Origin of the sequence: Afipia sp. GAS231, assembly GCF_900103365.1 — a bacterium.
GTDB lineage: Bacteria > Pseudomonadota > Alphaproteobacteria > Rhizobiales > Xanthobacteraceae > Bradyrhizobium.
In genome coordinates this window covers 1674801-1700221 of record NZ_LT629703.1, presented here as the reverse complement: position 1 = coordinate 1700221, position 25421 = coordinate 1674801, and the positions used below count along the sequence as shown (strand labels likewise).

Sequence of the window (25421 nt, the reverse complement as noted above, 5' to 3'; positions counted from 1 at the left end):
CCGACTGCCGCCTAGCCGGTCAGAAGCCTTTGAACCAGGTCGGGTGTGTTCGTCACGCTGTACTTGCGCAGAAGGCGCGTTTTGTAGATGTCGACCGTTCTGGGACTTATGCCGAGCGCGAGGGCGGCTTCCTTTCCGGTCTTTCCCTCGATCAGCAGCGCCGCGATGTCGCGCTCCCGTGGCGTCAGCGATCCACGGATCGTGAGATTCTTCGGCTGTCGGCTGGAAAGTTCGGTGAACACCCACAGCGTATTACGGTGTGGATCCTTGGGCGTGTAAGTGAAGCCGCGCACATGAACCCAGAAAAGTTCACCATCGAGACGACGCATAACCCGATCGTCAGAGAAAACGCGATCCCTCGCGAGCATCGTCCCGACGCGCAAGCCGGCGCTTTCATAATGGGTATGCGTCGGATACAGCCGCTCGAAAGTCGTTCCAGTGAATTTGGCCGGCTTGCCGCGGAAAATATCGGCGAACGCCTTGTTGCAGGCTTTTATCACTCGGTTGCTCGCGATGGCTTGTCCCACCGGCGCATCCTGGAACGCGCGACGGTAGTCGATCTCTGCGGTAATGGCGTTTCTCATTAGCATTCCCCCGGTCTCGGGCGTCTCAGACACTTAAGTGTTCAGCACCTATAGCATTAAGTGTCTACGTCCTATTAACCTATGCCAATAGGTGGCGGGTGGAAACAGCAAAAATGACGCCGGGAAAAACCGGTGGGCGCGGCGTGACGATGGGCCGGGGCCCTTTCATCCGTCCGGTAGGACGTCATGGTGAGGTGGATCGATGCCAACGACAGCGGCATTGCTTGAGGTGAACGATATCAGGGCGAGCTTCGGTGGTGTCCGCGCCCTTGACGGTGCGAGCTTCTCCGTCAAACCCGGCATCATCACCGGCCTGATCGGTCCAAACGGCGCCGGCAAGACGACGGTTTTCAATTGCATCTCAGGTCTTGTCGACGGCTTCGAAGGTGCCGTGCGTTTCGACGGCCTCGACATTGCGCGCAAACGCCCTGAAATCGTCTCACGATCCGGTCTGGTTCGGTCGTTCCAGCTTGCGCGCGGCTGTCCGCGGATGACGGTTTTCGAGCATCTGATGCTGTACGGTCCGTGGCAGACCGGTGAGGGGGTCTTTCACGCGCTGATGCACCCCGGCCTAATCCGCCGTCAGGAGCAAGCGCTGCGCGAACGGGCGTACGAGGTCGCCAGGCGCCTGCGCCTCGACCACGTCCTCGACAATCTCGTCACCGACCTTTCGGGGGGCCAGAAGAAGCTGTTGGAGATCGGCCGGGTGCTTCTCGCGGATCCCAAGATGGTCCTGCTCGACGAGCCGATGGCAGGGGTGAATCCCACACTGGTTGGCGAGATCGCCGACCAGCTCGCGATGATCAGCGAATCCGGCGTGACCATCCTGCTCATCGAGCACGAGATGGAACTCATCGAGCGGCTCTGCGACGACGTCGTGGTCATGGCCGAAGGCAAATTTCTCATGAGGGGCAGTTTCGACGAGGTCACGGCCGACCGCCGCGTCCAGGAGTGCTATCTGGGAGTGCAGCTCTCATGACGACTCTCAATGCAAGCGGCGTCTGCGGCGGATATGCGACCGCCGAGTTGATCGTGAAGGGAGTGGATCTGACCGTGGGCCCGAAGGAGCTGGCGGTTATCATCGGCCCGAACGGCGCCGGCAAGTCGACGTTCTTAAAGCTGCTGGCCGGTCTACTTTCGAAGCGCACCGGCCAAGTCTCGGTCGACGATGCCGCGCTTCTGCCCGGAGACGCTCTTGCGGCCTGCGAGCGTGGCGTCAGTTTCGTCCCGCAAGAACGCAACGTCTTCGGCAGCCTCACGGTTCAGGAGAACCTGGAGATGGGCGGCTATCTGCTGCGATCGGGATTGAAGAGCCGGATCGAAGAGCAGCTTTCCCGCTTCCCCATTCTCCGTGGAAGGCTTCGTGAAAAGGCCGGCAATCTTTCGGGTGGACAACGCCAGGTTCTCGCAGTCGCGATCGCGCTGATGACCAATCCGAAAGTGCTTCTTCTTGACGAACCAACTGCGGGTCTCTCGCCCGCAGCCGCAAAGGAGATCTTCGTGCTGATTCGCGAACTGGCATCCAGCGGGCTTGCGATCCTCATGGTCGAGCAGAACGCGCTTTTGGCCTTGGAGTACGGAACGCGCGGCGTCGTTCTGGTGGCTGGAAAGAAGGTTCGCGACGATACAGCCGACACGGTCCTCCGGGACGACGAAATCCGGCACCTGTTTTTGGGACGCGCGGCGCCGGCGGCCGCACACCACGTTTGAACTGCAGCATTTGACCTAAATTGAGGAGTCGAACATGTCGAATATGGATAGAAGGAATTTCCTGCGGGCGGGCCTCGGAGCGAGCGGGCTCATGCTCTCGTCGAGTCTTTCACGGTCCTGGGCGCAGCAGGGCGATCCGATCCGGATCGGGCTCATCATTCCCCTGACGGGCGCAACCAGTCAGTTCGGCGCGACGATGGGGCAGGCGGCCAAGATCGCCGAGACCGAGATCAATTCCGCGGGCGGCGTACGGGGCCGGCCTGTTCAGATCGTCATCGAAGATGACCAGAGCAGTCCGGAGGCCGCCGTACGGGCTGCTCACAAACTGATCGACGTGGACAAAGTGGTCGCGATCGGTGGCTCTTACGCCTCGGCTGTGACTTCGGCGATCGCGCCGCTCTGCTGGGAAGGCAAGACGGTCCTGTTCACGTCCTCGGGGGCTGACAGCATCACCAAGCTACCGCATCAGGGCTACATTTTCAGGACCTCGCCGACCGTCACCTTGCAAGGCACCCGCGTTGGCAATTTCGCGGTCGAATTAGGCGCCAAGAAGATGTTCTTCCTCGGGCCTCAAACGCCATTCGCGCAAACGTACATCGAGATCATTTCCGGGATATTCAAGACGGCCGGCGGGGCGGGCAGCGGGCTGGTCTATGAGGACAAGAAGTCGAGTTACCGCTCCGAGGTCGATCAGGCGCTGAAGGAATCGCCGGACGTCATCGTGCTCGGCGGTTACGTGCCTGACACGTCGGTCGTGCTGAAGGATCTGTACCGTGCAGGGTTCACCGGCAAGAAGGTCGGCTTCTCGTTCGGGATCAACGATGCGCTCACGAAGGCGATTCCCGCGGAGGTTTCAGAAGGTGCTTATTCGCTTATTCCCTCCGCATCGGAGAATTCCGACGCCTACAAGCGGCTGATCGCTAAGATGAAGCGGACCTCCCTCGATAGCTATTCCTGCCAGGTCTACGATCACGTCGTGCTGGCCTCGCTGGCGCTCGCTCGCGCTTCGTCCAGTCAGGCAGATGGTACGGCGGTCCGCGACAATCTGCGTGCCATCTCCCAGGACAGTGAAGGCAAACAGACGAATGACGCGACCGAGGCATTGAAGCTGGTCGGCGGCGGTGGTCGCGTGAACTACGATGGACCGAGCGGTCCCCTTGAGTTCGCCGACAACGGCGACGTGAAGGGTGTGTTCTTCCGTTATGAGCAGGTTGAGGACGGCAAGCTCGTTGTCCGCAAGGTCGGTTGACGTAAGTAGCTGGAGGCGAAGCCATGCTGACCGACCTGCTGCAGTATCTCGTGAACGGACTGATCGTCGGCGCGCTCATCGCGTTGCCGGCGCTTGGGCTGACCTTGATCTTCAGCGTGCTGGGTTTCGTCAATTTCAGCATCGCTGCCCAATTGACGGCCGGCGCGTACGCGGGCTGGCTGGCAAATACGGCCCTGCATCTGCCACTGGTTCCGGTCTTGTTGGTCGCCTTTGTCGTCGCCGGCGCGCTGGGTGTCCTCACGGACCGCGTCGCACTCGCGCCGATCCGACGCAATCCGACCGCGCAGACGCCATTGATGGTGGCGGTGGTTTCGATCGCGTTGAATATGGCCTTGGAGAGCGCATATCGGTTCTCCTTCGGAAGCGGCCTAAACAGCTTCGACATGCCGATTGCGCGCGACATGAAGATTGCGGGCGTCCGTGTCGGTCTTCAGCAGTTGCACAACCTCGAGATAGCGGTCGGCTTGGCAGTCCTGCTTGCCTTGTTCTTTTCGCTGACCCGGCTCGGAAAGGCGATGAGGGCGGTTGCCGACAACGTCGATCTGGCGCGGCTGAAGGGGATCGAGCCCGTTCGTCTCGCCAATCTCGCCACCTTCATCGGAATGGGGCTAGCCGGCGTCGGCGGCGCGCTTCTCGCGATCGATACCAGCGTCGATCCTTCGACGGGATCCAGGTTGATCCTTTTGATCTTCGCCGGCAGCGTCGTCGGAGGCCTGACAAGCCTGGGAGGAGCGGTTGCCGGTGCTCTGCTGATGGGAGTGATCGGAGAGCTAGGCCTTCTGGTGCTACCGCCGGTCTACCAGTCCGTGACCGCCTTCGTTGCGATCCTTATTACCTTGCTTGCGCGGCCGGGCGGGATCTTCTCCGGTGCTTCGGGAGTGAGAAAATGATCTCGTATCTCATTTTCTCCGGCACGATCGCCGGGTTCTACGCTTTGCTATCCCTCGGCCTGGTCATGGCGTGGGGACAGGGGGGGCTGGTGAACCTCGGCCTTGTCGGGTTCGTGGGGCTGGGCGCCTACACATCGGCGCTGCTGTCGGGAGCGGGCTTTCCACTATGGCTTGACTGGATCGCGGCTGCCGCCGTGTCCGGGGCGGTAGGCGTGGCACTCTGTCTGGTCGTGCGAAATCTGCGTGGCGATTACCTCGCGATCGTAACCCTCGGATTTGCGGAGATTCTGCGGCTGGTGGAAACGAACGAAAAGTGGCTGACCAAGGGGAGCGACGGCATTTCCGGAATTGTCGCTCCGCTCAAAGGCTATCTTGGGGACTCCTTTCCGCTTTTTTATCTCATTCTAACTTGGGCGCTCGTCGGCCTCGCGGCCTTTCTGCTCAACTGGCTCCTGAGAAGCCCGTTCGGTCGGGCGTTGCGCGCCGTGCGGGACGACGAACAGGTCGCTGCAGTCGCAGGCAAGTCGGTGCTCCGTCTCAAACTTCAAGCGTTCGGAATGGGTGCAGCGCTCTCTGGACTGGCAGGGGCACTTTACGCGCACTTTACGAGTTTCATCGCTCCGGATGTCTTCATCGTCCAATTGACGATCTACATCTTTCTTGCAGTCACGGTCGGCGGTTACACGCGCCTCGCCGGCGCGGTGGTCGGCTCCATCGCACTGGTCGCCCTGCTGGAGGCAACCCGCTTCCTCGCCGCTGTGATCCCAGGACTCGACGCCGTGCAGATCGCATCCCTTCGCGAATTTGCCATCGCCGTTACCTTGGTCGTCATCATGCAACTGCGGCCTGAGGGTGCCTTCGGCATGACCAACGAGCACTCCGGTCTGCGCGGGCCGCGCCCGGTTCAAGATCCCTCTCACGGACAAAAAACGGTACTGGACGATGCAATCTGATTTGGAGAACGCAGGCGAGGAGTTCGCCAAGATGTTCGCCGCCGGAGGCCTGCCTCGGGTCGAGGCGGCGACTTCGCGGAGTCGCGGGCGGGGACCATTCAAACGCCTTGTGCTGCGCGGCGCGTCCATCATCGACGGGACGGGAGCCCCTCCGTGGGGCCCGGCCGACCTGGTCGTCGAAGGCGGTCGAATAACGGCACTCAAGAAGGTAGGTACGCCGAAGCTGCCGATCAATCCGGATCGGCGTCCGGGGCCCGGTGATTTCGAGATAGACTGCACCGGAAAATTCCTGACTCCCGGACTGGTGGACTGCCACGCCCACATCGGCGCACCGTTCCATGCCGAGAACGGACCCATGCCGAGCGCCGACTACGTCTACAAGCTTTGGCTGGCGCACGGCGTTACGACGGTCCGAGAAACCGGTTGCTTCAATGGCCTGGAGTGGACGCTGCAGCAGAAGCAGGCCGCCGCAGATCACCGGATCGATGCTCCCCGAATTCTGGCCTACGCCCCTTTTCCCGGTACCAACGACTACGTGAAGACGATCCATACTCCGGAGGACGCGCGCGCGTGGCTGCAGGCCGTCAAGGTGCGAGGAGCGGACGGCATCAAGTTCTTCGGCGCTCCACCGGCGATGATGAAAGCCGCATTGGAGCAATGCCGAAGCCTCGGCCTGCGCACATGTTGCCATCATGCACAACTGGCGGTCGGCCGCATGAACTCGTTGAGGACCGCCCAATGGGGACTATCGAGCACGGAACATTCCTACGGAATTCCCGAGGCGCTCCTGGACGGTCAGACCCTGCAGGTGTTCCCGCCGGAATATGACTATAACGACGAGTACCTCAGATTCTCTGCGGCAGGGCAGACATTCCTTCAGGCGGCCAAGCCAGGTTCGGAGAAGTGGAATGAGGTGCTTCATGCCTTCCTTGCGGCCGGTCACACCTTCGTGCCTACCTTCAACGTATACGACGGCAATCGCGATCTAATGCGAACGCGGCGCGCGGATTGGCACGAAAGGTTCACCGATCCGACCCTCTGGGCCTACTTCCAGCCGCAGCGCGGCGGGCACGGTGCCTATTGGTACCGCTGGTCCACGACCAACGAGGTCGAGTGGCGCGAGACGTTCAGGCTGTGGATGAGGTTCGTCAACGACTACAAGAACCTCGGCGGGCGCGTCTGCGTCGGTTCGGATTCCGGATTCATGTTCCAGACTTATGGGTTCGGCTTCGTGCGCGAGCTCGAGCTTCTGCAGGAGGCTGGCTTCACTCCCCTGGAGGTGTTGCGGGCCGCAACCGCATGGGGCGCGGAGCTCCTTGGTATCGAAGAGGACGTCGGAACGCTTGAGGTCGGGAAGCTGGCCGATATCCTCGTCCACGACGAGAATCCGCTCAACGACTTCAAGCTGCTCTACGGCACCGGCGCCATGCGCCTCGACGATCCGACCGCCTCGATAACATGGAAGCGTAGCATCTCGACCGTCATCAAGGAGGGCGCGGTGCTCGATCCCGCCGAATTGCTGCGCGACGTCGAGGAAATGGTCGAAGCTCGACGGAGGGCGGCGTGACCACGAATGGCGCACTCCGAGAAGCCGTCCCGGAATTCGTCCTCCTTACCGGAAGTCTCGGCAGCGGCAAGACAACGTTGCTGTGCGATTATCTTTCCCTGCCCGAGTCGGCCGACACCGGCGTGATCGTGAACGAAGCCGGCGAGATCAACGTCGACGGCGCGATAGTTTCTTCTGGTCGACGCGATCTGCCGATGACGCTGCTGGGCAACGGTTGTGTCTGCTGCTCGCTCGGCGACGACCTACATGCCGCTATCGACGAGTTGCTTGCGGTACGCCGTCGATCCGGCGCCGGCGGGTTCCGCCGCATCATCCTGGAGACAAGCGGGTTGGCGATGCCGGGCCCGATCCTGCGCTCGCTGATGCGCTACGACAGGACCGAATACCGGTTGCGCATCGTCTCGACACTGGATGTCCTGGACCCGATGACGGACGACGCGATGTTTCCGGTCCGGTCCGCGCAACTGATCGCAGCCAGGTCCATCGTCGTCACGAAGCTCGATCGGGCCCGGGCTGACCAAATCGGAGCCGCCGAACTCGTCGTGAAGCAGTTCAATCCGACGGCAGCCCGCATCACCCTGGTCAACCGACAGGCTCGCGCCCGGGCCGTCTTCGTTCCAGGTCAGGTCGACACGTCCGCAGTGTCGAGCCGGTTCCAGGCGATTGCGGCCACCGACCATTCACGGTTGGGAGTGTTTCTCGCAGAATGGTCCGCTGCCGTTCCCTGGGCCGATCTGAGGGATTGGCTCGAGGATCTTGCCGGTTGCTGTGGCGACAGATTGCTGCGCGTCAAAGGTCTCGTTTGGGTCGTTGGCGTGTCCCATTCCGTTCTGATTGACGGTGTGGGCACCACGTTCGCTGAGCCCCGCCGCATAGAGTCGAATCCATCGGTCAGACGAGGCCTTGTGATCATCGGGCGGGACATCAACTTGACTGACCTGACGGATTTCTCGGCCGGTTACTCCGCCCAAGTCAGGCCCGTCGTGAAGAAATCATCGAAGCGCGCAGCTTGACCTGGAGATCGCGCAAAGGGATGACAAGAAATGTTGCTTGGATCCGGTACATGGCCACTCGCGAATCCGCTCAACGGGTCAGCGGACAGATTCAGGCTCGAACAGGCTGACCACCGCCCCTGTGTTCATGATGTTCTCCGGATCGAAGGCAGTCTTGATGCGGCGCATTGCGGCGACGCGGCCGGCGTCTCCGTATTTCTCCAAAAGATGCCTCTTGAACCGGCCGACGCCATGCTCGGCGCTGAACGTGCCTCCGAGCACTGCGGCAGTGTCGTACAGGCGGAGCGACAGGCTGCCTTCGATAAGTCTCGTGAACTCGATCCGATCGGCACCCTGGGGAGCCAGCACATTGTAGTGCAGATTGCCGTCGCCCAAATGACCGTAGACGGAAAGTTCGAGGTCGGCGTCATAGTTCCGTACCTGCTCCCCGGCGACGTCCAGAAAGCGCTGAATGGAAGACAGCGGCACGGATATATCGTGCTTGACCGATCCGCCCCACCGCTTTTCGCCCTCCGGGATCGTCTCGCGCAGTTCCCACATGGCAGCACGCTGGGCTCCGCTCTGCGCGAGATAGGCGTCCTCGACCCATCCGGATTCGAACGCTTCGGAAAGGACGGCTTCCATCAGGTGGTCGAGATCGAGATGACGCGAGGAGGAGGCGAATTCGACGAGAATCGCGCCCCCGGGGCCAGCATCGACGGAAGGTGGGTTTGCCATGGCACCCGTCGCCAGCGCAATGGACCGGGCGGAGATGAATTCGAACGTCGTAAGCAGTTCGCCGGACTCGTGCCGCACCAGCGCGAGCAGTTCCGCGAGGGCCGCGTCTTTCGCGAGCTTCAGCCAGGCGGTCGCGCGTCGTACCGGCAAGGGGACGAGACGCAAGACCGCGCCGGTGACGATTCCGAGGGTTCCTTCGCTTCCCACGAAGCACTGTTTGACGTCGTAGCCGGTATTGTTTTTCCGCAACTTGCGCATATCGGAGACGATGGTGCCGTCCGGCAGAACGGCCTCGATGCCGAGGAGCAGATCGCGGGTCATTCCATACCTAACGACGGACAGTCCACCGGCGTTCGTCCCGATATTGCCGCCGATACGGCAACTTCCTTCCGCGCCGAGACTGAGCGGCAGCAACAGACCTGCGCTCGCGGCAGCGTCCTGCACGTTCTTCAGGATGGCGCCCGCGTCGACCGAGATGCTCATGGAGAGCGAATCAACCTCTCTGATCGTGTCCATGCGCTCGAGACTAACGATGGCCTGGCCACCCGACGCGTTCGGCGTCGCGCCGCCGCAATAACTCGTGTTGCCACCCTGAGGGACAAGCCCGACGCCCAGCCGAACCGCCAGCCGCACGACGTCGGCGACCTGCTTTGTCGTCGCCGGCTTCAGGACCGCGACCGTCGAGCCGGTGAAGAGCTGGCGTTGATCCGTTGTGTAGGTCGTGAGCCGCTGCTGGTCGTCGACGACGCCGGCGCCGCCCAGGAGGTCACGAAAGGCTTGAACGTGGTCCGACGGCAACATGATCTTGCTCCGCGTTGTCTTCCGATCATCTTCCTCCATTCGCGCGGCATTGCTTGCTGTTCGGCGCCAGTATCGAAGAAGCCAATGCCGAAATGCCGGAATGTTCGGCAGTTCCCACCGCTGCTGCTTTGTATTGATCGTCTTCGTCGCGGAGCGTCGCGGCAGATTGTGCCGACAAGAAACGCGGATTCGGTGAACTCTGCGTGCTGTGCCGTCTAAAGCCCTGCGACCCTATCGTCGGACGTGCATAGTCTGACCCAATAAACGAGGAGAAAGCGACATGTTGCTCACGGATTTCGACGCACTCACCTTCGACTGTTATGGCACGCTGATCGATTGGGAGACCGGGATGTTCGAGGCGCTGAAGGGCCTTAGCGATCGGGCGCAGCGACCGCTCACACGCGACCAGATACTGGAGGCGCACGCACGTCACGAGTCCAGCCAGCAGCGCTATACGCCGGCCAAGCGATATCGGGACTTGCTGCCGATCGTCTACAAGCGTCTCGCTGAGGAGTGGGGCGTCCACGTAACACACGAGGATTGCGTCGAATACGGTCGGTCGGTTGGAAACTGGCCTGCGTTTGAGGACACTCCTGGCGCGCTGCAGTATCTGAAGAAGTATTTCAAGCTCGTCATCCTTTCCAACGTGGACAACGAGACCTTCCAGGCGAGCAATCGCAGGCTGCAGGTCGAGTTCGACGCGATCTACACCGCGGAAGACGTCGGATCGTACAAGCCTTCAGCGCGCAATTTCGACTACATGATCGAGAAGATGGGAGAGATCGGCGTCCGTAAGGAGAAGATCCTGCACACGGCCGAAAGCATGTTTCACGATCACAAGCCGGCAAACGATCACGGACTGAAGTCGTGCTGGATCTATCGCCGGCACGACAAAGAGGGCTTCGGAGCGACCATGAATCCTGGCCAGATGCCGCACTTCGATTTCAAGTTCACCAGCATGCATGACCTAGTTAAGTCACATCAGGAGCAGTTGCGGCTTAAGTGAAGGCGTCTGTTGACCTATTTGACCGCTCGGAGACTATCTCTCGAGGGCGAACGACCGCTCCTGGCGGATATTGTTGATTTAGTCTGTCGTTGATCGGCATTGGCTGGCGTGATTCCATCCTCGTATTGATTTGCGGAGGAGCGGGACGATGATGGGGATGCAGACGGCGCCTGCGCAGCTGTTCTACGATTTCTGCCTCGACGACCATGTTCCCGAACATCACCTTCTCCGGCGCATTGACCGGTTCCTCGACCTCGAGAAGGTGCGCACGGAGCTGAAGCCGTTCTACAGCAACATCGGCCGCCCCTCGATTGATCCCGAACTGATGATACGGATGCTGATTGTCGGCTACTGCATGGGCATCCGGTCCGAACGGCGGCTGTGCGAGGAGATCCATCTCAACCTGGCCTATCGCTGGTTTTGTGACCTCGGGCTCGACGGCAGGGTTCCGGACCACTCCACATTCTCGCGCAACCGGCATGGTCGGTTCCGGCAGAGCGATATGCTGCGGCATTTGTTCGAGACCGTGGTGGAGCGGTGCCTTCGCGAGGGTCTTGTCGGTGGCGAAGGCTTTGCGGTGGACGCGAGCCTGATCGCTGCCGACGCCAACAAGCAGCGGTCCGTTCCCGGCGACCAGTGGCCGATCGCAAGTCTGGGCGCCGATGCCGGCAGGGCCGTTCGCGAGTATCTGGCAACGCTGGACGATGCTGCCTTCGGTGCGGCCAGCGAGGTGAAGCCGAAGTTCGTCTCACCGTCGGATCCGGCGGCGCAATGGACCGGCGCCCACAAGGGGCACGCCTTCTTCGCCTACGCCACCAACTATCTGATCGATACTGAGAATGCTGTCATTCTCGACGTCGAAGCCAGCCGAGCCATCCGCCAGGCGGAGGTCGGCGCCTCACGTACCATGATCGATCGAACCGCCAGACGCTTTGGCATAATGCCCCGGCACCTTGCCGCTGACAGCGCCTATGGCTCGGCCGCAAACCTGGCCTGGCTGGTCAAGGAGAGGCAGATCGAGCCGCATATTCCGGTGTTCGACAAGTCCAACCGGACCGACGGGACCTTCTCGCGATCCGACTTCGTGTTCGATGCTGAACGCAACCATTACACCTGCCCGCAGGGCAAGCTGCTGGTGCAGTTCCGGCGGACATTCGCGACGCCGCGCTCGGGCATCACCAAGGAAGGGACGCGGTTATACCGCTCAAGCAAGTCTGATTGCCAAGGCTGCGCCTTCAAGCCAAAGTGCTGTCCCAACACGCCACAACGTAAAGTGCCGCGTGATCTCGACGAAGATGCGCGGGATGTTGCCCGAAGCTTGGCAAACACGCCGGCCTATGAGCGTTCGCGACATCGCCGGAAGAAGGTCGAGATGTTGTTCGCCCATCTCAAGCGCATCCTTAGACTCGGTCGCCTTAGACTGCGCGGTCCGAGCGGTGCGCGAGACGAGTTCCTACTCGCGGCCACGGCGCAGAATCTGAGGAAGCTCGCAAAGCTTCGAGCGATGCCAGCCGCTTGCCCCGTGCCGGCGTGACGGCCCCAAAGAAATCGGCGCCGATGCCCGGCCCGATCCTGAGACAACACCCCAAAAAATAGACCATGACCCTGAAAACGGAGGAGTCCGAAACAAAGCGGCGACTAAATCAACAAAATCGGCGCAAGGCGGTCACTCTGCCGCTGGGCCGATAAACTAGAAATCCCGCGTCGCCCGGATGCGGGTCAGTCACTGGCCGATTTCTTCCATCATCTAGTTTCCGAATTCGGTCACCGACATTCCCGGTAGTACGCAAAGCCTTCGGGAGGTTCATTCTGGTTAAGGCTTCCCTTTTCTGCTCGGTTCGGTCAGCCGCGCTCAAGCTTAGTCTATTCGATGTCATGCAGCTGAAGCGGCCGAAGTTGAGATGGGCGAAAGCAGCGAAAAGATTACCAACGCCCTCCGTGCCGCAATGCCGCCGCTTTGTAGCCGGCGTTGTCGCACTGCGTTTCCAATTTTCGTCCAAGATTTGCCGGCCGACTCAAATCACTTGATCTGCGCGAACAAGCGACTGGAGGAAAGCTCAATCATTTAAATTGGAGTGTCGATATGGAATTAGCTCATTCGCCGCACAGGCAAAGCCGCCGCGTTGAACCCTCTCTTTGGACCAGCGAACCTGTCAACGATGCTTTCTCGCTGCTGGATAATGCCCTTCGAGGGGATGGGCGGGCACCTTGTGGTGACGTACATACCGATGAAGTCTATTCGCTGCGTGAGGAGAATACCCGGCTCCGAGAGCTCTTGGCCCAGCTATCAGAACTCGTCCGTATCAACGTCGGTCCCGCAAGGTAATGCGGATCAGGGCAGAACCGTCTCGATTTGTGGGTCCGCGTGGGCCGCGAAATGGTCCGGTTTGGCGGGCGCATGACGCCGTAGCCTCGGGGGCGCACGCGTCATCGCATAACCAGAAGCAAATACGCGACTTTTGCCAGTTCCTCGCACGTGAATGGGTGGGGAATCGTCATCATTCCTATGCCATTCCTTCTAGAGGAAAATTGTCGGCATGGTCCCGAGCTGTTGATGGCAAATGGATGGCAGTCGGTTTGGCCGATGCGGCATCGAAGTATGCCCGGAACGGGAAAAGCTTTTCTGAGAACAAGGCCGAGTCAGATCGTCTTGCTGCTGATCTACAATCCGCGATTTACCGAAATTCCAGCAAGGATGTCTGCTACATTTTGCGTGCGATAATGCACTGGGGTGGGGTCGACAATAAGCATCGACAGAAGCGGACATTTGAGTGGATCGAGCGTAACGCGGATGAGGTTTCCTACAAGCTTTCCAGCGCAGTCAATCTGATCAAGGATGAATGGGCGCCGCTGGATTCGTTTGATGGCGTAGATTTGATCATGAATTCGACGATGACAAAGATCGTGAGCTTGGCTGACCCGGAGCAGAAGCTTGTGATTTACGACGGTCGGATCGGTGGTGCGCTAGGCTTCTTCGTTGCCAGATTTGCGGAAGAACGGGAAATTCACCAGTATGATCTCGCCGATCAATTGCTGTTCGCCCGAGATCGAGAGACCAAGCGCTCTCCCGAGACGAAGCGCATTCATTTTCCGGTTTTGTTTGGCCAAGCCAGAGATCGCTGCCATGCCTTGATGGTGAGATGGGCATCGCAATTGATCTGGCAAGTTGCAAAAGAATGCCGAGCGAGTCCGCGAGAAATAGAGGCCGCCCTGTTCATGTGGGGATACAACGTTGCAGAAAAGCCAGACAAATAGCTTACGTGAATAGCAGACGTTCCGAGAGTAGCAGGTAAATAGACCTTAAATCGTCGGGCTTGCACTTGAAATTGGGCACTCGGGGGCTTCTGCGCTGGCTTTTAGCCAGCCGTAGCTCGGGTATGTATCGATGACAATAGACCCGGAAGAGTTCGTAACCCTTAGCAATCACGGCACTATGAAGCTGCGATCAGCGGTGGTGAGGGCGATGATTTTGCCACCTGAAGAACGCAAGCAAGCAACAATCGTTCGGGAAGGCGAGCCGACGATCCTCAAGTTCGAGCAGATCCGACACCTTGCCGCGCAATGGGAGTTCGTACCCTCCGAAATGAAGCTCGACCAATCTGGTTGGTCGGCGCTTACAATAGAGGAAGTGCGATGAGCGCCTTATTGAATCGTTTTTAGGCCCAGTAAGGCCTCTAATCGCTCAATTGATTTAGCGAGCTTCACGGTTTCCCGTTTCAAGCCCACAAAACCTTGTTGCGAACCTTGCTCGGCGATTTCGAGAATTTCTTGCCGGATGAAAGTCAGTCTCCTGCGCCAATTGTCTATTCGGATTCGGTCAGCGAGCTTGGACGCAAAGAAATCGTCGACGGGCTTTTCATCCTTGATCGGTTCAGGAGTGGATGTATTGGACTCATTTTGCGGCATCGCGTGCGCACCATCGTCCGATGATTCGACAGTAAGCTTCGCTGCTAAATGTGTCAAAGTTGGAGATTGGAACGAGGCCATGCCTGCTGGGATGGGATCACTTGCGTGGCTGTTGTCCGGCTTTTCGTTGGCCTTCGCAACGTAGTTCGGCTGCCAAATGTCCGCCGTGTGGCACGAACCGGACCAACCAGGCCGGTCCAGCGAAAGAGAAGAGACATTGTCGTCGCGGCTCGCCGAATCAAATCTCGCAGCCGGACAAGTCTAGGGCCTTACGCAGACCACCAAACGCGCTCAGCCGGCAAGGCATGGTGTCGGTGCCAACCTTTTGACGTTCGGTGATGGCAGCTCGCCCGATATTGGCGGTTCTTCGCCTCGACTTGGGTAGGGCAGCGGCATTGACCTTCGTCAATTTTGGAACAAGCGGATGGCGGTTGATTGGCCTCAAAGTCTCCGGTGCGTTGCTAGTGGCGGTCTGCGATGTAGAAATGCGGTCATCGACTTGAGGAGGCGGTGCCGGTGTGTCGGTGCTCGCATAGGTAACTTTAAGTCGATCAGTCTTCGCCAGCGCCCCAAGTGAATCGGAAATGGCGACTGTCTCGACACTGGGCTGACTGACCGCCGCTCCACGGCGCGGCGGGGTTCTGAGCTCCATTGCCGCCAAGACGCCTATACTCAACGGGATCAGCATGCCTAGCAAAACCATTCTCAACATGATGTCCTCCCGCGTAGGACCAGCGCCAGTTGATGAATTCTCCAATCCAGTGAGGCAGCTTCGCGGCGATGGGGCAAAAATCCCATGCACTCGCGTAAGGCTTTTGAGCAAGGTTAACGGAATAGCATTCTCGGTTCGGCGTGTATGGCTAGGGTGTGGCGATCAACCCGTTGGCCGTGGCGACGATCCAGCGGTTGCCCCAGCGCACGATCGATTCAATTTGGCCAACACCTGGCACGGTGTCACCAACCGTTGCTGACCGGATTCCATCCGGTCCCTCGAGGACGGCTGTTCCACCTCTAACGTCGCGAACTGTCCAGCCCGCGATCGTAGCCGGGCGGGTCTCCGGTGCCGGGTAAAGTGGTTCGCGGGAGGCAATCGAGCCGGTGGGCAGATCTAGGGGGAGAGAGGTAGCGGCCGTTCTGGAAGTCTGTCCATCAGAGCGGAGCACGGAGCCCGTCGATAAATTTGGAGCCTTGGGCGAACCCGTACCAAGCGCCGCCTGCTTCCGAGCGCCTTCAGGCTTGGGAGCCGACTTCATTTCGGTTCGAGGCGGAGACGTATTTGGTTGTGCTATAGAGGCGATGACGGTTGGAGTGCCGTACCAGCTCGAGCCGCTTGCCCATCCCAGCCCAAACCCCAGCGCAAGCGCGCCCGCCACCGCAAAGCAAAGAACATATACCGGGCCGGCGTTGGGCCTCAGAAGTTGCAACGTGTCTTCCCGAATAGGACTGAGGTAGTCCGACAAATCCACGTCCGCGGGGGGTGACGGCGGTTGACCGCCCGGCCCGTCTTCAAGCGAGCCGATATGTTCAAAACTGTTTGATGGCTGGACCTGCATGATCGCGACCCTCTGCGGTCATCGATGATCATGCCTAGGACTAAAGGAAATCTTAAGAAGTTTTGGCCGCTGGCGGACAATGGCGGGTCGACCGCCAGCGGCTATGCGGGCCATTGGCCGAGTCCTTCCATAACATCTGGTTTGCGAATCCTGGGCCGGCATCCCCAAAGCGGACTGTTTCCTGCTAAAGGCTTGCAGCCGCGCGTGTCGCAGTTTGTTCGCGCTGGCGCGCAAGGCTCTTCCGGGGTATTTCTGTAAGTAGTATGCGCAACAATCCTGTCATTGTGCAAAAATACGGCGGCGCCTGCCTTGAAACCCCGGAAAAAATCCGCGTGGTGGCGAGCAGTCTCGCCGACCTGCACAGGCGCGGTCATCGGGTTGTAGCGATCGTTTCAGCGATGGGTAAGACTACCGACGAACTTGTTAAGATGGCTTATCAAGTATGCCGGCATCCCAATCGCCGTGAACTCGACATGTTGCTAACCACCGGTGAGCGCATCAGTATGTCTTTAATGAGCATGGCGCTGTCCGATTTCGGCGTGCCTGCTATTAGTTTTACCGGCAGCCAAGCCGGAGTGATGACCGACGAATCCCACTCCTCCGCGCGCATTTTGGATGTGCGGCCCATTCGCGTGCGCGAAGAACTCGATCGCGGGCGCATCGTCGTTTTGGCCGGCTTTCAGGGCGTGAATCCGGTGACCAATGAAATCACCACGCTGGGTCGAGGTGGCAGCGACACCACTGCGGTCGCCATGGCCGCGGCGCTAAAAGCCGAGTACTGTGAGATCATCAAGGAGGTCGACGGTGTTTGCTCGGCCGATCCGCGCATCGTGGCGAATTCAAAACCCTTGCGTCAGCTGGATTTTGCATCGCTATCCGAAATGTGTTTTTGGGGCGCCAAGGTCCTGCATTTTCGCAGCGTGGAGCTGGCACAAAGCCAAAACGTTCCGTTGGTTTTAAAAAAGTTGGGCGGTGCTGAACACAGCACGCAAGTGAAGCGAGAGGTTATGGGGATGGAAAGCGGAAAAGTTTTGGCCGTCAACTCGATGGCTCGCATTGAGCATGTGGAGATCGATTCGGCAGATCTCAATCAAGGCTTTGAGAAATTCGCGCAGCATCTTAAACAAAACGGCTTATCTTGGCCGCAACTCCTCGCCTCGACTTTCACCGCCGGAAAAACCCGCATCATGATGACTTCCGATTCGGAATCGCTCGACACCTTGCTGCGCACGCTGGAGAGGAGCAAGGACTTGCGCAAACAGCGCGAGCCCCTGAGTTCGGTGAGCCTCACATGCTTCGGCGGCGTTTCTTCAGACTTGCCATTCAAGGCTATTCAGATTCTGCAAAGTCACGGGATCATCGCCGAAGAATATGTTTTGTCACCGCATTCGGTGAATCTGTTTGTTCCTGTCGGGAGGCGCGAGGCAGCGGTCAAGGCGTTGCATTCGCTGGTCTAGCTAACCGTTTCGCCCAAAAATATTGCGGCGCTCTGTGTGAGAAACTTGGCGTTAGCCTGTCAACCGAGCGGTCATATGGGCGCGGGGCGATTTTCGGACAGGTCACATCTCAACCGCATTCGCGAACAGCGTGTCACCCCACTCGTACAAGGGGCGCATGAAGTCAGATTGGGTGTGGATTGCTCGACCTTTGCGCTCGAGCCATTTTCGTCCGTAGGTATCGAACGGAAAGTGTCGTATGTAGTAGTCGCAGGTCTCTTCCCAATGGTCGACCGACAACGACTTACCATAGTGTTGGCAATAGAGACCGGTCCGCACGTGTTCTACGCCGGCCGGTTCTCGCTTCGCGAAGATGAACTCCAACCGGTTTCGCCACAACATCAGAATGTCTCGCCGTTCCGGGCCGAAGAAACGACGAAAACCCAATAGTTCGCGATCGGCTTGATAGGGTGCATGATCGCCAGGTGTCATATAGGCGTCGAACAATTGAATCCGCACGCCGTCGTAATCGCTGGAATGCGTCCCTTCCATGAATCCGCGTAGATCTCCGGTAACGCGCTCATCCGGGTCGAAGCAAAATATCCAGTCGAACTGCAGATGTTCGCGCGCCGTCTCAAGCAAAAGCCCGCGATGTCGCCCCTCGGCAATCCGGCGTGCCTCGATGTCCGCTTCCCACGACCGATTTGTCACAATCAGAGCGACTTTTGGGTGTTCGCGAAGAATCTCCAGCGTTCGATCCGTGCTGGCGTCATCATAGGCGACTATCGCATCGACGTGATTGCCGACGTAGTTCAGCGTGTCTCGGAGAATAGGCGCCTCATTGCGAACGCGGGTGATTCCGATCAAAAAGTGCTTTTGACCGAACAGGCTTGTATTGCAAGCAACGATTTGCTCGCCGTCGCGGAGCTGCCAACTACTCGTGCCCGGCATCGTCATCACCTGGTTCCGATAAAGAATTGGCACCATGATGGTGGGCGGCCGCAGCAACGGCAAGGATTAAGAATCGCAGGGCTAATGTTGCCGGCGGGAAGCCGCCAGCGAGAGGTTGCAGAAAAGTTACCCCGCGGCGCTGTCGGGCGAGGCGTCCGAAATATGGAATGTCGCCTGTGGCCCAAGGCGGCTCGTATGCCTCAGGCACCTCGCCATGGACGTGCCATGATAGATTCCCTGATCGATTCATTGTGTCGACCGACGAGATTATCGGCTGGCTGTAGCGGAGTGAGCAACCCACGCACCCCGGTGCTGTAGCTCCTGGCAACCCGAAAGACGGCTAGTCTGTGGTTGACAGTCGGCGTATAGTATCCCCATGGGCTGGGATGCGAAACATCTGGCACTGCTCAAAGAACTCTGGGCTGTGGGGCAGAGCGCGGCACAGATCGCGCGTCGTGTCGGATGCAGCCGCAACGCAGTCAGCGCCAAGCTAACTCGTTTGGGCCTGAAACGTAGTCACAAGCCGCCAACAGCAAAACCCAGGATAAGGCCGGTGCCGAAGCGAAGACTGGCGTTATTAGCCGCCTGTGCCCGCCCGGTGGCAAAGAAAGTGTCGCGGAGGGCTGTGGTGGGGCAGCCTGAGGAATTCAGCAGATCGCAGTTGAAGACAATTTTGGCTGAGGCCATCGCTAACACGGCGCGACTGCCTCGATGACGCATTCAACTCTTGCTGACTCTGAGCCATTGCGAGGGCCTGGCCGCGCAGGCGGTGGTGCGTAGGGGAGTTGTGGACTTCTCGGCCACTGGCCGATTTCTTCGATAACACCTAGTTTACCAATCCAAACCTGAACTCCGGCCGATGTTTTCCGGGCCGGGTGAGCCCAAGGCGGTCGTTGGCCCGTGTCACGTTTACCCAAGCGTTACTTTTGGCGGTCAAGATCCAGCATGAGATTGTGGTTGCACGGCTGCTTCGGCGGCTAATACGATTTTTGAAGCGATTATTTGCGGAAATTTCGTCGGCTGGCTCCTCCCTGAAATTGGAACGGCCGAAGCATTCTTGGATGCTGGGCCAAATGATTGAATCAGGGTCATTTCTGCAGGAGCTAGAGGAGGCCGTCTCGCGAGGATCGGCCGAGAGCCGGCTGCGAGCGCTTTGGCATGCTACCGATTTGCTGATAGCCGGCCGGTATACTGAGGACGAGATTTGGATTTTCGGCGAGGTCATCGGACGATTGGCAGACGAAATTGAAGTGGCCGCTCGAGCGCAGCTCGCCAAGCGACTGCTCCGCACCGACAATGCCTCCATAAACCTCGTCAAGAAACTTGCTTTTGACAATTCCATTGAAGTTGCTGGCCCGATGCTTCAGCACTCCACTCGGCTCGATGCCAAGACGTTGGTCTCAAATATCAGAACCAAAGGCCAGTCGCACCTTCTAGCAATCACCAAACGACATTCTCTTCCCGTCGTGGTAACGGACGAACTCGTAACGCGAGGCAACCGGGAGGTCGTGAATTCAGTTGCGACGAACGACGGTGCTCGGTTTTCTGATTTCGGCTTTTTGCATATGATCAAGCGCTCAGAGGCCGATTCAATTCTCGCCGAACAACTCGGCCTTCGGAAGGACATTCCGAGACATATTTTCCAGCAATTGATTGCAAAAGCATCGGACGATGTAAGGCGAAAACTTGAGTGGGAGCGTCCAGATCTATGGAGCCAAATTCAGACCTCGGTAATCGACGTCACCGGGGCGCTCCAGTCAAAGTTCGGCCCGGCTTCGATGAGTTACTTTAATGCAAAGAAGCTCGTAGCGGCCCGGCATGGACGTGGCGATTTGAATGAAAGCAGCATTCTGGAATATGCCCGTTTCCACAAATTCGAAGAAACCACAGTCGGACTTTCAATACTATGCTCTTTGCCGGTGGACGTGGTGGAGCGAGCGCTTCTTGATACTAGCCGAGAGATGATTATGATCCTCGGCAAAGCCCTCAACTTTGAGTGGGTGACGACGATGTCTCTTCTCTTTCTTGCTGCAAAAGATCATCGGATCTCTGCGCTAGACCTGGATCATATGCGAGAAGAGTTTTCACGCCTCAACACCGAGACGTCACGGACAGTCCTTCGTTTCTATAAATCGCGCAAGAACACGTCGGCGGCCGATTCGGAACAGCGCCATCTGCCTCAACTTCACACACACTGAGAAATCAAGCGCGACCTTTATTCGCACGCCATTTAGGTGACCAGCGTCACCTTCGTGACGCGTCGTCCGCCGTCCAGGGTGAGCCTTGCGATTGCCCGAGACCGACTTCCTGGTTCGCAAGTCGCCGCAGATTACGAAGTCCATCTTCAGTCCATTCGCGCTTAGCGGCTTTTGCAACTTTCGTTTCATCAATCGACCGGGCGATGCTTGGCTGTTTCCTTCCTTTTAGGCTTTGGTTTTGTTGCTGCTGCAGGCGGCGCGGCGGCCTCCCGTACCAAGCGCTCTGCCTTTAGCCGCTCGTGATTTTTAGCAAATGCGTTCTGCGCAGTATCGTGCTCATTCATTGCCGTTGTGGCATCGGCTTGACGAAACGCCTTGCGAGCTTCGCGTTCCTCTTTGGAGATCGATTTAATCGGTTCATGTTTGCCTGGCGTTTTCGCCATCGCAATTCTCGTCGTTAAGGTGTGGCCTGGTCAATCATTTCGACTGGTGTTCGATATTGGGTCCGACGCGTTCACCTTGAATTTCACCGCCAAGCAAAAGGGCCACGAGGGTAATCGCGCCCAAGGCGCAACAAGCTATAAAGATCCAGAAACCGCGACCTGGTGGAGGCGCACCCTTGCGCTCTTTCGGCATTACTGGTGACCTTCGCCTTCAGCCAGAGCCCGACAAGTCACTCCCATCGGTCCCCTACGCGCCGCGCTGGTTGGCTTAGTCTTCAACCTCAATCAATTTCGCTGACTTTTGTTCCCCCACGCGGCTGTTTGCCCGACGATCCGTGGCGAGCTCTTCGCGCGTCGGGCGCGCGTTGCTCTCAGCCGTGGGTTGAGGCCTTCGTTTTGACAGCTAGTGCTTAGCTCTCAAGTCGGCGGATAACCACATTGAGCTTGGGAAACGACGCGCTTTCATGGCTCTCGTCGGAGGCGGTATTGTATGGCCGCTGATCGCTAGCGCAATTGCAGTGCATGCCCAGACGCAAGGAAGGCGAGATATTTCTGAAAGGTTAGCTTTGCTCGATAAATATTGTGTCATGTGTGAAATGCCTCACACATCAGCGTAACGTGGTCTTGATAAAAGTTCAGCGGGGCGCGGAGGATCGCAGCTATGACCCAGAATCGCATTCCTGCCTGGCTCCAGACCGATCTCTTCATTGTCATTGTAGCCCTGGCGATGATTGGCGTGGGAGTTTGGATTGCCCCCTAGCCGATGCAAGCTAATCCTGGCGGGTCCCTAAGTAGCCATTCGAACGCGAAGGTTAGGGTTCAAGCTGGTTTGACCTGCACAAGAAATCAGGGCATCTCGGACGAGATTTGCTTCACCCTGCCTTCTTCCGAGTTTGGCACGAAACCGAAATAGCGGGTCGCGTAGGCATTATTGTTGTCAGGATAGAACGGTAGTCGGATTTCGGGGCCGTCAGGGCAACTTTTGACTCCGAACGGACTTGAGCAGGTACCCAGAGCGGGGATTTTGACGAGGCCCAGACGGGTTCCGGGGTTTCCAACCAAATGTAATAGTGCCGTTCAGCAAGTTTTGACGGTTTCGCGGCAGACTCGAACTATGGTCGAGCGCCGAACAATGCCGCGACATAGCGTAAAGCGGAACGCGACCATTGCGTTTGACGGCGGCGAGGTCAGTTGTACGATTCGAAATATTTCCGCCATTGGCGCGGCTTTGGACGTCTCAAGCGCCGCTTCAGTCCCCCACGAGATTACATTGCTGATGGCTAATGGTCATCTCAGCCAGCACTGCTACGTTGTTTGGCGCAAGCCAAGGTGTTTGGGCGTTACGTTCGATCGATTGAACGAGCCGAACGTCGCGTAGCCGAGTACTCGGCTCAACCGGCCGACCCCAACCAAAACTACCCGCCCGGCTTGGTCAACTTGCCGGGCGGCATGGCGATGTCCGCTCTGGGCGGACCGGAATTGGATGGCGAAGGCTCAATCCGACGCGATTGACCCCAACCGGACCTCAGCCTCGGCTGGTCGGTGCATATTTCCAACCATGACCGCTGTGGCGCGCGGGCGGCGACCTGGACCAAACCCAACATCAGAAAACCTCAGGCGTAGAGGCCCTGCGCGCGCTGGGCGAGACGAAGCGAGTTGTTCGCCCTTAGTGCTGTCGTAGTTTCGCAACACCCCGCGTGTTCCTCGCCCGGAACTTAACCTGAGACTCCGCAGTGGGAGATTTTCGGTTCAATCTTGGAAGTACCGGGCCCGGCAGCACTGCGGTTTGAGTGGGCATAGATCGCAGTCGAGCTTGCTGGCGCGATACAGAAGCGTCTTGCCCTCGTGCACGGTGCCGCTCGTTCCGAGCCGCTTTCCGCCCGGGCAGTGGTAGACGTCGCTGGTCGGATCGTATCGAAAGTCGCCGCGCGAGAAGGTGCCATCATCTCGCTTCGACTTGTCGAACACAGGGATATGTGGCGCGATACCCTTCTCCTCGACCAGCCAATTCAGCATCGGAGCCGCCCCGCAGGCGGTATCCCCGACAAGCCGCTCCGGCTTGAGACCAAAGCGCTCCTCCGTTCGCTCAATCATAGTCCTCGCCGCTCCGACCTCGGCCTGGCGAATGGAGCGGGAGGCCTCGACGTCAACGATGACGCCGAACTTCACGTCGATGAGATAGTTGTCGGAGTAAGCGAAGAATGCCGGCCCCTTGTGCGCTCCGGTCCACTGGGCCGCAGGGTCGGATGGCGAGACGAACTTCGGCACAACGTCGCTGGCGGCTCCCCACGCCGTATCGTCGAGGGTCGTCAGATACTCCCTCACCGCGCGGCTGGATCTCTTGGGATCGCGGTCCCTGCGCCAGTCCTGACCCGCAATCGAGCGCTGCTTGTTGGCATCTGCCTGGATCAGGCTCGCATCGACGGCAAAGCCTTCGCCGCCAACCAGACCGGCCGCGATGCACGCCTCGACGACCCGCTCAAACATCCCGCGGAAAACATCCCCTTCACGAAAACGCTCGTTGCAGGCGCGCGAAAATGCCGAATGATCCGGGATAGCGTCCTCGATACCGAGCTTGCAGAACCAGCGATAGGCCAAGTTCACCTGCACTTCACGGCAAATCAGCCGCTCCGAGCGGATCGCAAACACATACCCCACGACCAGCATCCGGATCATCAATTCCGGATCGATCGACGGGCGACCCATCGACGAATAGTGAGGTGCCCATCACCGAAACCGATCCCCAATCGCTATCGAAAATCGGCAGAATTAATTCACAAAGGAGAGCCCCCAAGCTTACGTTCGGGCTTCGACCAATCATTAACTGCCATTAGTTAGCCTATTGACTGATCGCGGTTCGACCCCAAGGTCCCGCGAGGGTATTACGTAAGGAAACCTGTCGCAGATCCGGTGTTTTCAATTCGGCGGTTCGTCGGCATGGAGCAGCGCAAGGCACGTCGGGTCGTATTTGAGAAGGGGATTACCGCCAACATGATGGCAATCGACGGTACCTGGCGACGCCCCTGTACAGTGCTGGATGTGTCGGATAAGCGGAAGTCGCCGTCGGCTAGCCGACTTCAGCTTTTGACCCCCAGAGCGGACATCGACCCGCCGGTGCCGGATGCGCAATTGAGCCAGAGCGGTCGGCCATTTCTTGTTGGCGAAGAGCGCTTTCTCCCGTGCAAACTAGTTACCTTCAGGGCTTCTTAACCGTTCGCCTACATAGTGGGATAAGTCATTTTTTTTGACGGCATCGATTCGTCATGCAACTTATTTCTTCTCGCACCTATCCATTTCTTGATACCAAAACGCTTGTAGAACAACAGGCGCGCGATACCCTTTTAAGGATCGGCGAGAACGAGTTTCTTCTGCACATGACGTCTGACGGCGGCGCCGAAGAAGAGCGGCTGGTTTGGTTCGATTGCAGGGCTGCTTTGCTTTGGATCAGTCAAAAGACCGAAGAATACGGAAGTGATTGGGAGTGATTGCTGGGGCCTTGAGCTGATCAGTTCATCAATCCCTCGCCAAATCTTCGACCCATTCAAGGACTGCTATTTCGAACAACAATTCTCGTACTCTTGAGAGCTATTCGAGTGGCCGAAACCAGGATTGCACCCCGTCACCGTGTGATGAAGCCTGCCAAGATCGAGTACGGCGGCGACAAAATTCCTTGTACGGTCCGCGACCTATCGATCACTGGCGCGGCAATCGAGGTCTCCGATCAAAGGGAGATCCCGGCGACATTTACATTAGCAATACCGGATCACGGATTGAAACTTCCTTGCCATGTGGTCTGGCGCAGAGATTTCCGGATCGGCGTCGCTTTCGATTAGGCCGGCGCCATTAGGTGACTAGCCTTCTCGAAAATATGCTTAAGAAAGATGCGGGCGAAATTTACGAAGCGACGACGGTGGGATGCAGCAAATCGGTCAATGGATCGATGAATAATCGCCGTGGAGCTGAGGGAAAAATGACTGACCAAACCCCTTATTTGACGCGCTATCTTGTAAGGAAAGGAACCACGCACTGGATGGTTTGGGACAGGCATGGCCGAGGCCCGGCAAGCTTGGAAGGCGGCCGACCAGCGGTAGGGTTCACCGAAGAACAGGCACGAGAAATCAAAGACGAACTGACCAAAAAATTACATCAAGTTTGAATTGAGAAGTTGCCTCCGGGCGGTTTTTTCTTTTTGACAGCCTGTTTATTTGAGCGAGTTGCGTCCACGATGTCCGAGTTTGGCACTTTTGCGAAGTGCCTACCGGCCCTGAACTTGTCTGCTTCCGGGGGTAGACCGGAGCGATAGGCGCATGGTCAGAATGTCGAGATTGACCCAGAGCTGCCTCAGTTACTTTGGCACGTGCCCCTTTATCGCATGCGCGCGTGCACCATAGGTGATGCGTCTCTCGGTGTCTGCGGGTAAGCG

At 58.4% G+C, this 25421-nt stretch carries 24 protein-coding genes and 1 pseudogene; 18 read left to right on the top strand and 7 right to left on the bottom strand.

Going from position 1 to position 25421, the window contains the following annotated elements; all coding sequences use genetic code 11:
- Positions 1-11: 11 nt before the first annotated feature.
- The gene (locus BLS26_RS08100) at positions 12-584 is read right to left on the bottom strand and encodes a PAS and helix-turn-helix domain-containing protein (RefSeq protein WP_172804567.1); all 573 of its coding nucleotides are present in this window, start codon (positions 582-584) and stop codon (positions 12-14) included.
- Positions 585-786: 202 nt separating this feature from the next.
- Here BLS26_RS08100 and BLS26_RS08095 point away from each other — a divergent pair, with 202 nt between their 5' ends.
- From BLS26_RS08095 to BLS26_RS08065, 7 genes are all read left to right on the top strand, one after another.
- Entirely contained in the window at positions 787-1563 is a 777-nt protein-coding gene (locus tag BLS26_RS08095) for an ABC transporter ATP-binding protein (protein ID WP_092509983.1), read from the top strand.
- On the top strand, positions 1560-2294 hold the full coding sequence (locus BLS26_RS08090; RefSeq protein WP_092509981.1) for an ABC transporter ATP-binding protein: 735 nt from the start codon (positions 1560-1562) through the stop codon (positions 2292-2294). The genes BLS26_RS08095 and BLS26_RS08090 overlap by 4 nt, the downstream gene beginning before the upstream one ends.
- A 196-nt stretch (positions 2295-2490) precedes the next feature.
- On the top strand, positions 2491-3543 hold the full coding sequence (locus BLS26_RS08085) for an ABC transporter substrate-binding protein (RefSeq protein ID WP_244541880.1): 1053 nt from the start codon (positions 2491-2493) through the stop codon (positions 3541-3543).
- A gap of 23 nt (positions 3544-3566) precedes the next feature.
- Positions 3567-4454, top strand: a complete 888-nt coding sequence (locus BLS26_RS08080) for a branched-chain amino acid ABC transporter permease (protein WP_092509976.1) — start codon at positions 3567-3569, stop codon at positions 4452-4454.
- Positions 4451-5407 carry a branched-chain amino acid ABC transporter permease gene (locus BLS26_RS08075; RefSeq protein ID WP_092509974.1) on the top strand — a complete coding sequence of 319 codons (957 nt, stop codon included), beginning with the start codon at positions 4451-4453 and terminating at the stop codon, positions 5405-5407. The genes BLS26_RS08080 and BLS26_RS08075 overlap by 4 nt, the downstream gene beginning before the upstream one ends.
- Positions 5397-6974 (top strand): amidohydrolase family protein, encoded by a 1578-nt coding sequence (locus BLS26_RS08070; RefSeq protein ID WP_092509972.1) that lies wholly within the window; start codon positions 5397-5399, stop codon positions 6972-6974. The genes BLS26_RS08075 and BLS26_RS08070 overlap by 11 nt, the downstream gene beginning before the upstream one ends.
- Positions 6971-7987: a GTP-binding protein gene (locus BLS26_RS08065; protein ID WP_092509970.1), complete on the top strand. Its 1017-nt coding sequence runs from the start codon at positions 6971-6973 to the stop codon at positions 7985-7987. Before BLS26_RS08070 ends, BLS26_RS08065 begins: the two co-directional genes overlap by 4 nt.
- Positions 7988-8065: 78 nt before the next feature.
- On the opposite strand, the gene BLS26_RS08060 is transcribed toward BLS26_RS08065, so the two are convergent.
- A complete protein-coding gene (locus BLS26_RS08060) occupies positions 8066-9505 on the bottom strand; it encodes an FAD-binding oxidoreductase (protein ID WP_092517795.1) in 1440 nt (479 codons plus the stop codon).
- Between the two features lie 280 nt (positions 9506-9785).
- Here BLS26_RS08060 and BLS26_RS08055 point away from each other — a divergent pair, with 280 nt between their 5' ends.
- The 4 genes from BLS26_RS08055 (at position 9786) to BLS26_RS08040 (ending at position 14148) form a co-directional block, all read left to right on the top strand.
- A complete protein-coding gene (locus BLS26_RS08055; RefSeq protein WP_092509968.1) occupies positions 9786-10511 on the top strand; it encodes a haloacid dehalogenase type II in 726 nt (241 codons plus the stop codon).
- A 148-nt stretch (positions 10512-10659) separates the two neighbouring features.
- Positions 10660-12045 (top strand): transposase, encoded by a 1386-nt coding sequence (locus BLS26_RS08050; RefSeq protein ID WP_092509966.1) that lies wholly within the window; start codon positions 10660-10662, stop codon positions 12043-12045.
- 1031 nt (positions 12046-13076) lie between these two features.
- Positions 13077-13766, top strand: a complete 690-nt coding sequence (locus tag BLS26_RS08045; protein WP_092509964.1) for a hypothetical protein — start codon at positions 13077-13079, stop codon at positions 13764-13766.
- Positions 13767-13896: 130 nt separating this feature from the next.
- A complete protein-coding gene (locus BLS26_RS08040; RefSeq protein WP_092509962.1) occupies positions 13897-14148 on the top strand; it encodes a hypothetical protein in 252 nt (83 codons plus the stop codon).
- Between the two features lie 5 nt (positions 14149-14153).
- Here the strand turns inward: BLS26_RS08040 and BLS26_RS08035 are convergent, their stop codons facing one another.
- Both BLS26_RS08035 and BLS26_RS08030 read right to left on the bottom strand, forming a co-directional pair.
- A complete protein-coding gene (locus BLS26_RS08035) occupies positions 14154-14498 on the bottom strand; it encodes a hypothetical protein (RefSeq protein ID WP_157676377.1) in 345 nt (114 codons plus the stop codon).
- Between the two features lie 157 nt (positions 14499-14655).
- Positions 14656-15129 (bottom strand): hypothetical protein, encoded by a 474-nt coding sequence (locus BLS26_RS08030; protein ID WP_092509958.1) that lies wholly within the window; start codon positions 15127-15129, stop codon positions 14656-14658.
- A gap of 1104 nt (positions 15130-16233) precedes the next feature.
- On the opposite strand from BLS26_RS08030, the gene BLS26_RS08025 reads away from it, so the two are divergent.
- Positions 16234-17427: an aspartate kinase gene (locus tag BLS26_RS08025; protein WP_092509956.1), complete on the top strand. Its 1194-nt coding sequence runs from the start codon at positions 16234-16236 to the stop codon at positions 17425-17427.
- A 102-nt stretch (positions 17428-17529) separates the two neighbouring features.
- Here BLS26_RS08025 and BLS26_RS08020 read toward each other — a convergent pair whose 3' ends face one another.
- On the bottom strand, positions 17530-18363 hold the full coding sequence (locus BLS26_RS08020) for a glycosyltransferase family 2 protein (RefSeq protein ID WP_244541879.1): 834 nt from the start codon (positions 18361-18363) through the stop codon (positions 17530-17532).
- 370 nt (positions 18364-18733) lie between these two features.
- On the opposite strand from BLS26_RS08020, the gene BLS26_RS08015 reads away from it, so the two are divergent.
- Together BLS26_RS08015 and BLS26_RS08010 are read left to right on the top strand one after the other, a co-directional pair.
- Positions 18734-19072, top strand: coding sequence for a GcrA family cell cycle regulator (locus BLS26_RS08015; RefSeq protein ID WP_092509954.1), 339 nt, complete (start codon positions 18734-18736; stop codon positions 19070-19072).
- Between the two features lie 358 nt (positions 19073-19430).
- A complete protein-coding gene (locus BLS26_RS08010) occupies positions 19431-20555 on the top strand; it encodes a DUF2336 domain-containing protein (protein ID WP_092517791.1) in 1125 nt (374 codons plus the stop codon).
- A 188-nt stretch (positions 20556-20743) separates the two neighbouring features.
- Here BLS26_RS08010 and BLS26_RS08005 read toward each other — a convergent pair whose 3' ends face one another.
- Complete coding sequence (locus BLS26_RS08005) at positions 20744-20998, bottom strand: hypothetical protein (protein WP_092509952.1); 255 nt, start codon at positions 20996-20998, stop codon at positions 20744-20746.
- 1114 nt (positions 20999-22112) lie between these two features.
- On the opposite strand from BLS26_RS08005, the gene BLS26_RS08000 reads away from it, so the two are divergent.
- On the top strand, positions 22113-22376 hold the full coding sequence (locus BLS26_RS08000) for a PilZ domain-containing protein (protein ID WP_092509950.1): 264 nt from the start codon (positions 22113-22115) through the stop codon (positions 22374-22376).
- Positions 22377-22771: 395 nt separating this feature from the next.
- Here BLS26_RS08000 and BLS26_RS07995 read toward each other — a convergent pair.
- A pseudogene (locus BLS26_RS07995) lies at positions 22772-23719 on the bottom strand (transposase); the annotation flags it as partial.
- Between the two features lie 542 nt (positions 23720-24261).
- Between BLS26_RS07995 and BLS26_RS07985 the strand changes: the two are divergent.
- From BLS26_RS07985 to BLS26_RS35605, 3 genes are all read left to right on the top strand, one after another.
- On the top strand, positions 24262-24483 hold the full coding sequence (locus tag BLS26_RS07985) for a hypothetical protein (protein ID WP_092509948.1): 222 nt from the start codon (positions 24262-24264) through the stop codon (positions 24481-24483).
- Positions 24484-24591: 108 nt separating this feature from the next.
- Positions 24592-24831, top strand: coding sequence for a PilZ domain-containing protein (locus BLS26_RS07980; protein ID WP_092509946.1), 240 nt, complete (start codon positions 24592-24594; stop codon positions 24829-24831).
- A 14-nt stretch (positions 24832-24845) separates the two neighbouring features.
- Positions 24846-25154, top strand: a complete 309-nt coding sequence (locus BLS26_RS35605) for a hypothetical protein (protein ID WP_157676376.1) — start codon at positions 24846-24848, stop codon at positions 25152-25154.
- The last annotated feature ends 267 nt before the right edge of the window (positions 25155-25421 follow it).

Excerpts from the sequence above, each read along its gene's own strand:
- BLS26_RS08090 (WP_092509981.1), top strand. The coding sequence starts at position 1,560 with ATGACGACTCTCAATGCAAGCGGCGTCTGCGGCGGATATGCGACCGCC.
- BLS26_RS08035 (WP_157676377.1), bottom strand. The coding sequence starts at position 14,498 with ATGGCCTCGTTCCAATCTCCAACTTTGACACATTTAGCAGCGAAGCTT.
- BLS26_RS08050 (WP_092509966.1), top strand. The coding sequence starts at position 10,660 with ATGATGGGGATGCAGACGGCGCCTGCGCAGCTGTTCTACGATTTCTGC.
- BLS26_RS08005 (WP_092509952.1), bottom strand. The coding sequence starts at position 20,998 with ATGGCGAAAACGCCAGGCAAACATGAACCGATTAAATCGATCTCCAAA.
- BLS26_RS08055 (WP_092509968.1), top strand. The coding sequence starts at position 9,786 with ATGTTGCTCACGGATTTCGACGCACTCACCTTCGACTGTTATGGCACG.
- BLS26_RS08030 (WP_092509958.1), bottom strand. The coding sequence starts at position 15,129 with ATGTTGAGAATGGTTTTGCTAGGCATGCTGATCCCGTTGAGTATAGGC.
- BLS26_RS08040 (WP_092509962.1), top strand. The coding sequence starts at position 13,897 with ATGACAATAGACCCGGAAGAGTTCGTAACCCTTAGCAATCACGGCACT.
- BLS26_RS08070 (WP_092509972.1), top strand. The coding sequence starts at position 5,397 with ATGCAATCTGATTTGGAGAACGCAGGCGAGGAGTTCGCCAAGATGTTC.
- BLS26_RS08020 (WP_244541879.1), bottom strand. The coding sequence starts at position 18,363 with ATGACGATGCCGGGCACGAGTAGTTGGCAGCTCCGCGACGGCGAGCAA.
- BLS26_RS08000 (WP_092509950.1), top strand. The coding sequence starts at position 22,113 with ATGGTCGAGCGCCGAACAATGCCGCGACATAGCGTAAAGCGGAACGCG.
- BLS26_RS08085 (WP_244541880.1), top strand. The coding sequence starts at position 2,491 with ATGGGGCAGGCGGCCAAGATCGCCGAGACCGAGATCAATTCCGCGGGC.
- BLS26_RS08075 (WP_092509974.1), top strand. The coding sequence starts at position 4,451 with ATGATCTCGTATCTCATTTTCTCCGGCACGATCGCCGGGTTCTACGCT.
- BLS26_RS08095 (WP_092509983.1), top strand. The coding sequence starts at position 787 with ATGCCAACGACAGCGGCATTGCTTGAGGTGAACGATATCAGGGCGAGC.
- BLS26_RS08015 (WP_092509954.1), top strand. The coding sequence starts at position 18,734 with ATGGGCTGGGATGCGAAACATCTGGCACTGCTCAAAGAACTCTGGGCT.
- BLS26_RS08080 (WP_092509976.1), top strand. The coding sequence starts at position 3,567 with ATGCTGACCGACCTGCTGCAGTATCTCGTGAACGGACTGATCGTCGGC.
- BLS26_RS08025 (WP_092509956.1), top strand. The coding sequence starts at position 16,234 with ATGCGCAACAATCCTGTCATTGTGCAAAAATACGGCGGCGCCTGCCTT.
- BLS26_RS08010 (WP_092517791.1), top strand. The coding sequence starts at position 19,431 with ATGATTGAATCAGGGTCATTTCTGCAGGAGCTAGAGGAGGCCGTCTCG.
- BLS26_RS08045 (WP_092509964.1), top strand. The coding sequence starts at position 13,077 with ATGGCAGTCGGTTTGGCCGATGCGGCATCGAAGTATGCCCGGAACGGG.
- BLS26_RS08100 (WP_172804567.1), bottom strand. The coding sequence starts at position 584 with ATGAGAAACGCCATTACCGCAGAGATCGACTACCGTCGCGCGTTCCAG.
- BLS26_RS08060 (WP_092517795.1), bottom strand. The coding sequence starts at position 9,505 with ATGTTGCCGTCGGACCACGTTCAAGCCTTTCGTGACCTCCTGGGCGGC.
- BLS26_RS07985 (WP_092509948.1), top strand. The coding sequence starts at position 24,262 with ATGCAACTTATTTCTTCTCGCACCTATCCATTTCTTGATACCAAAACG.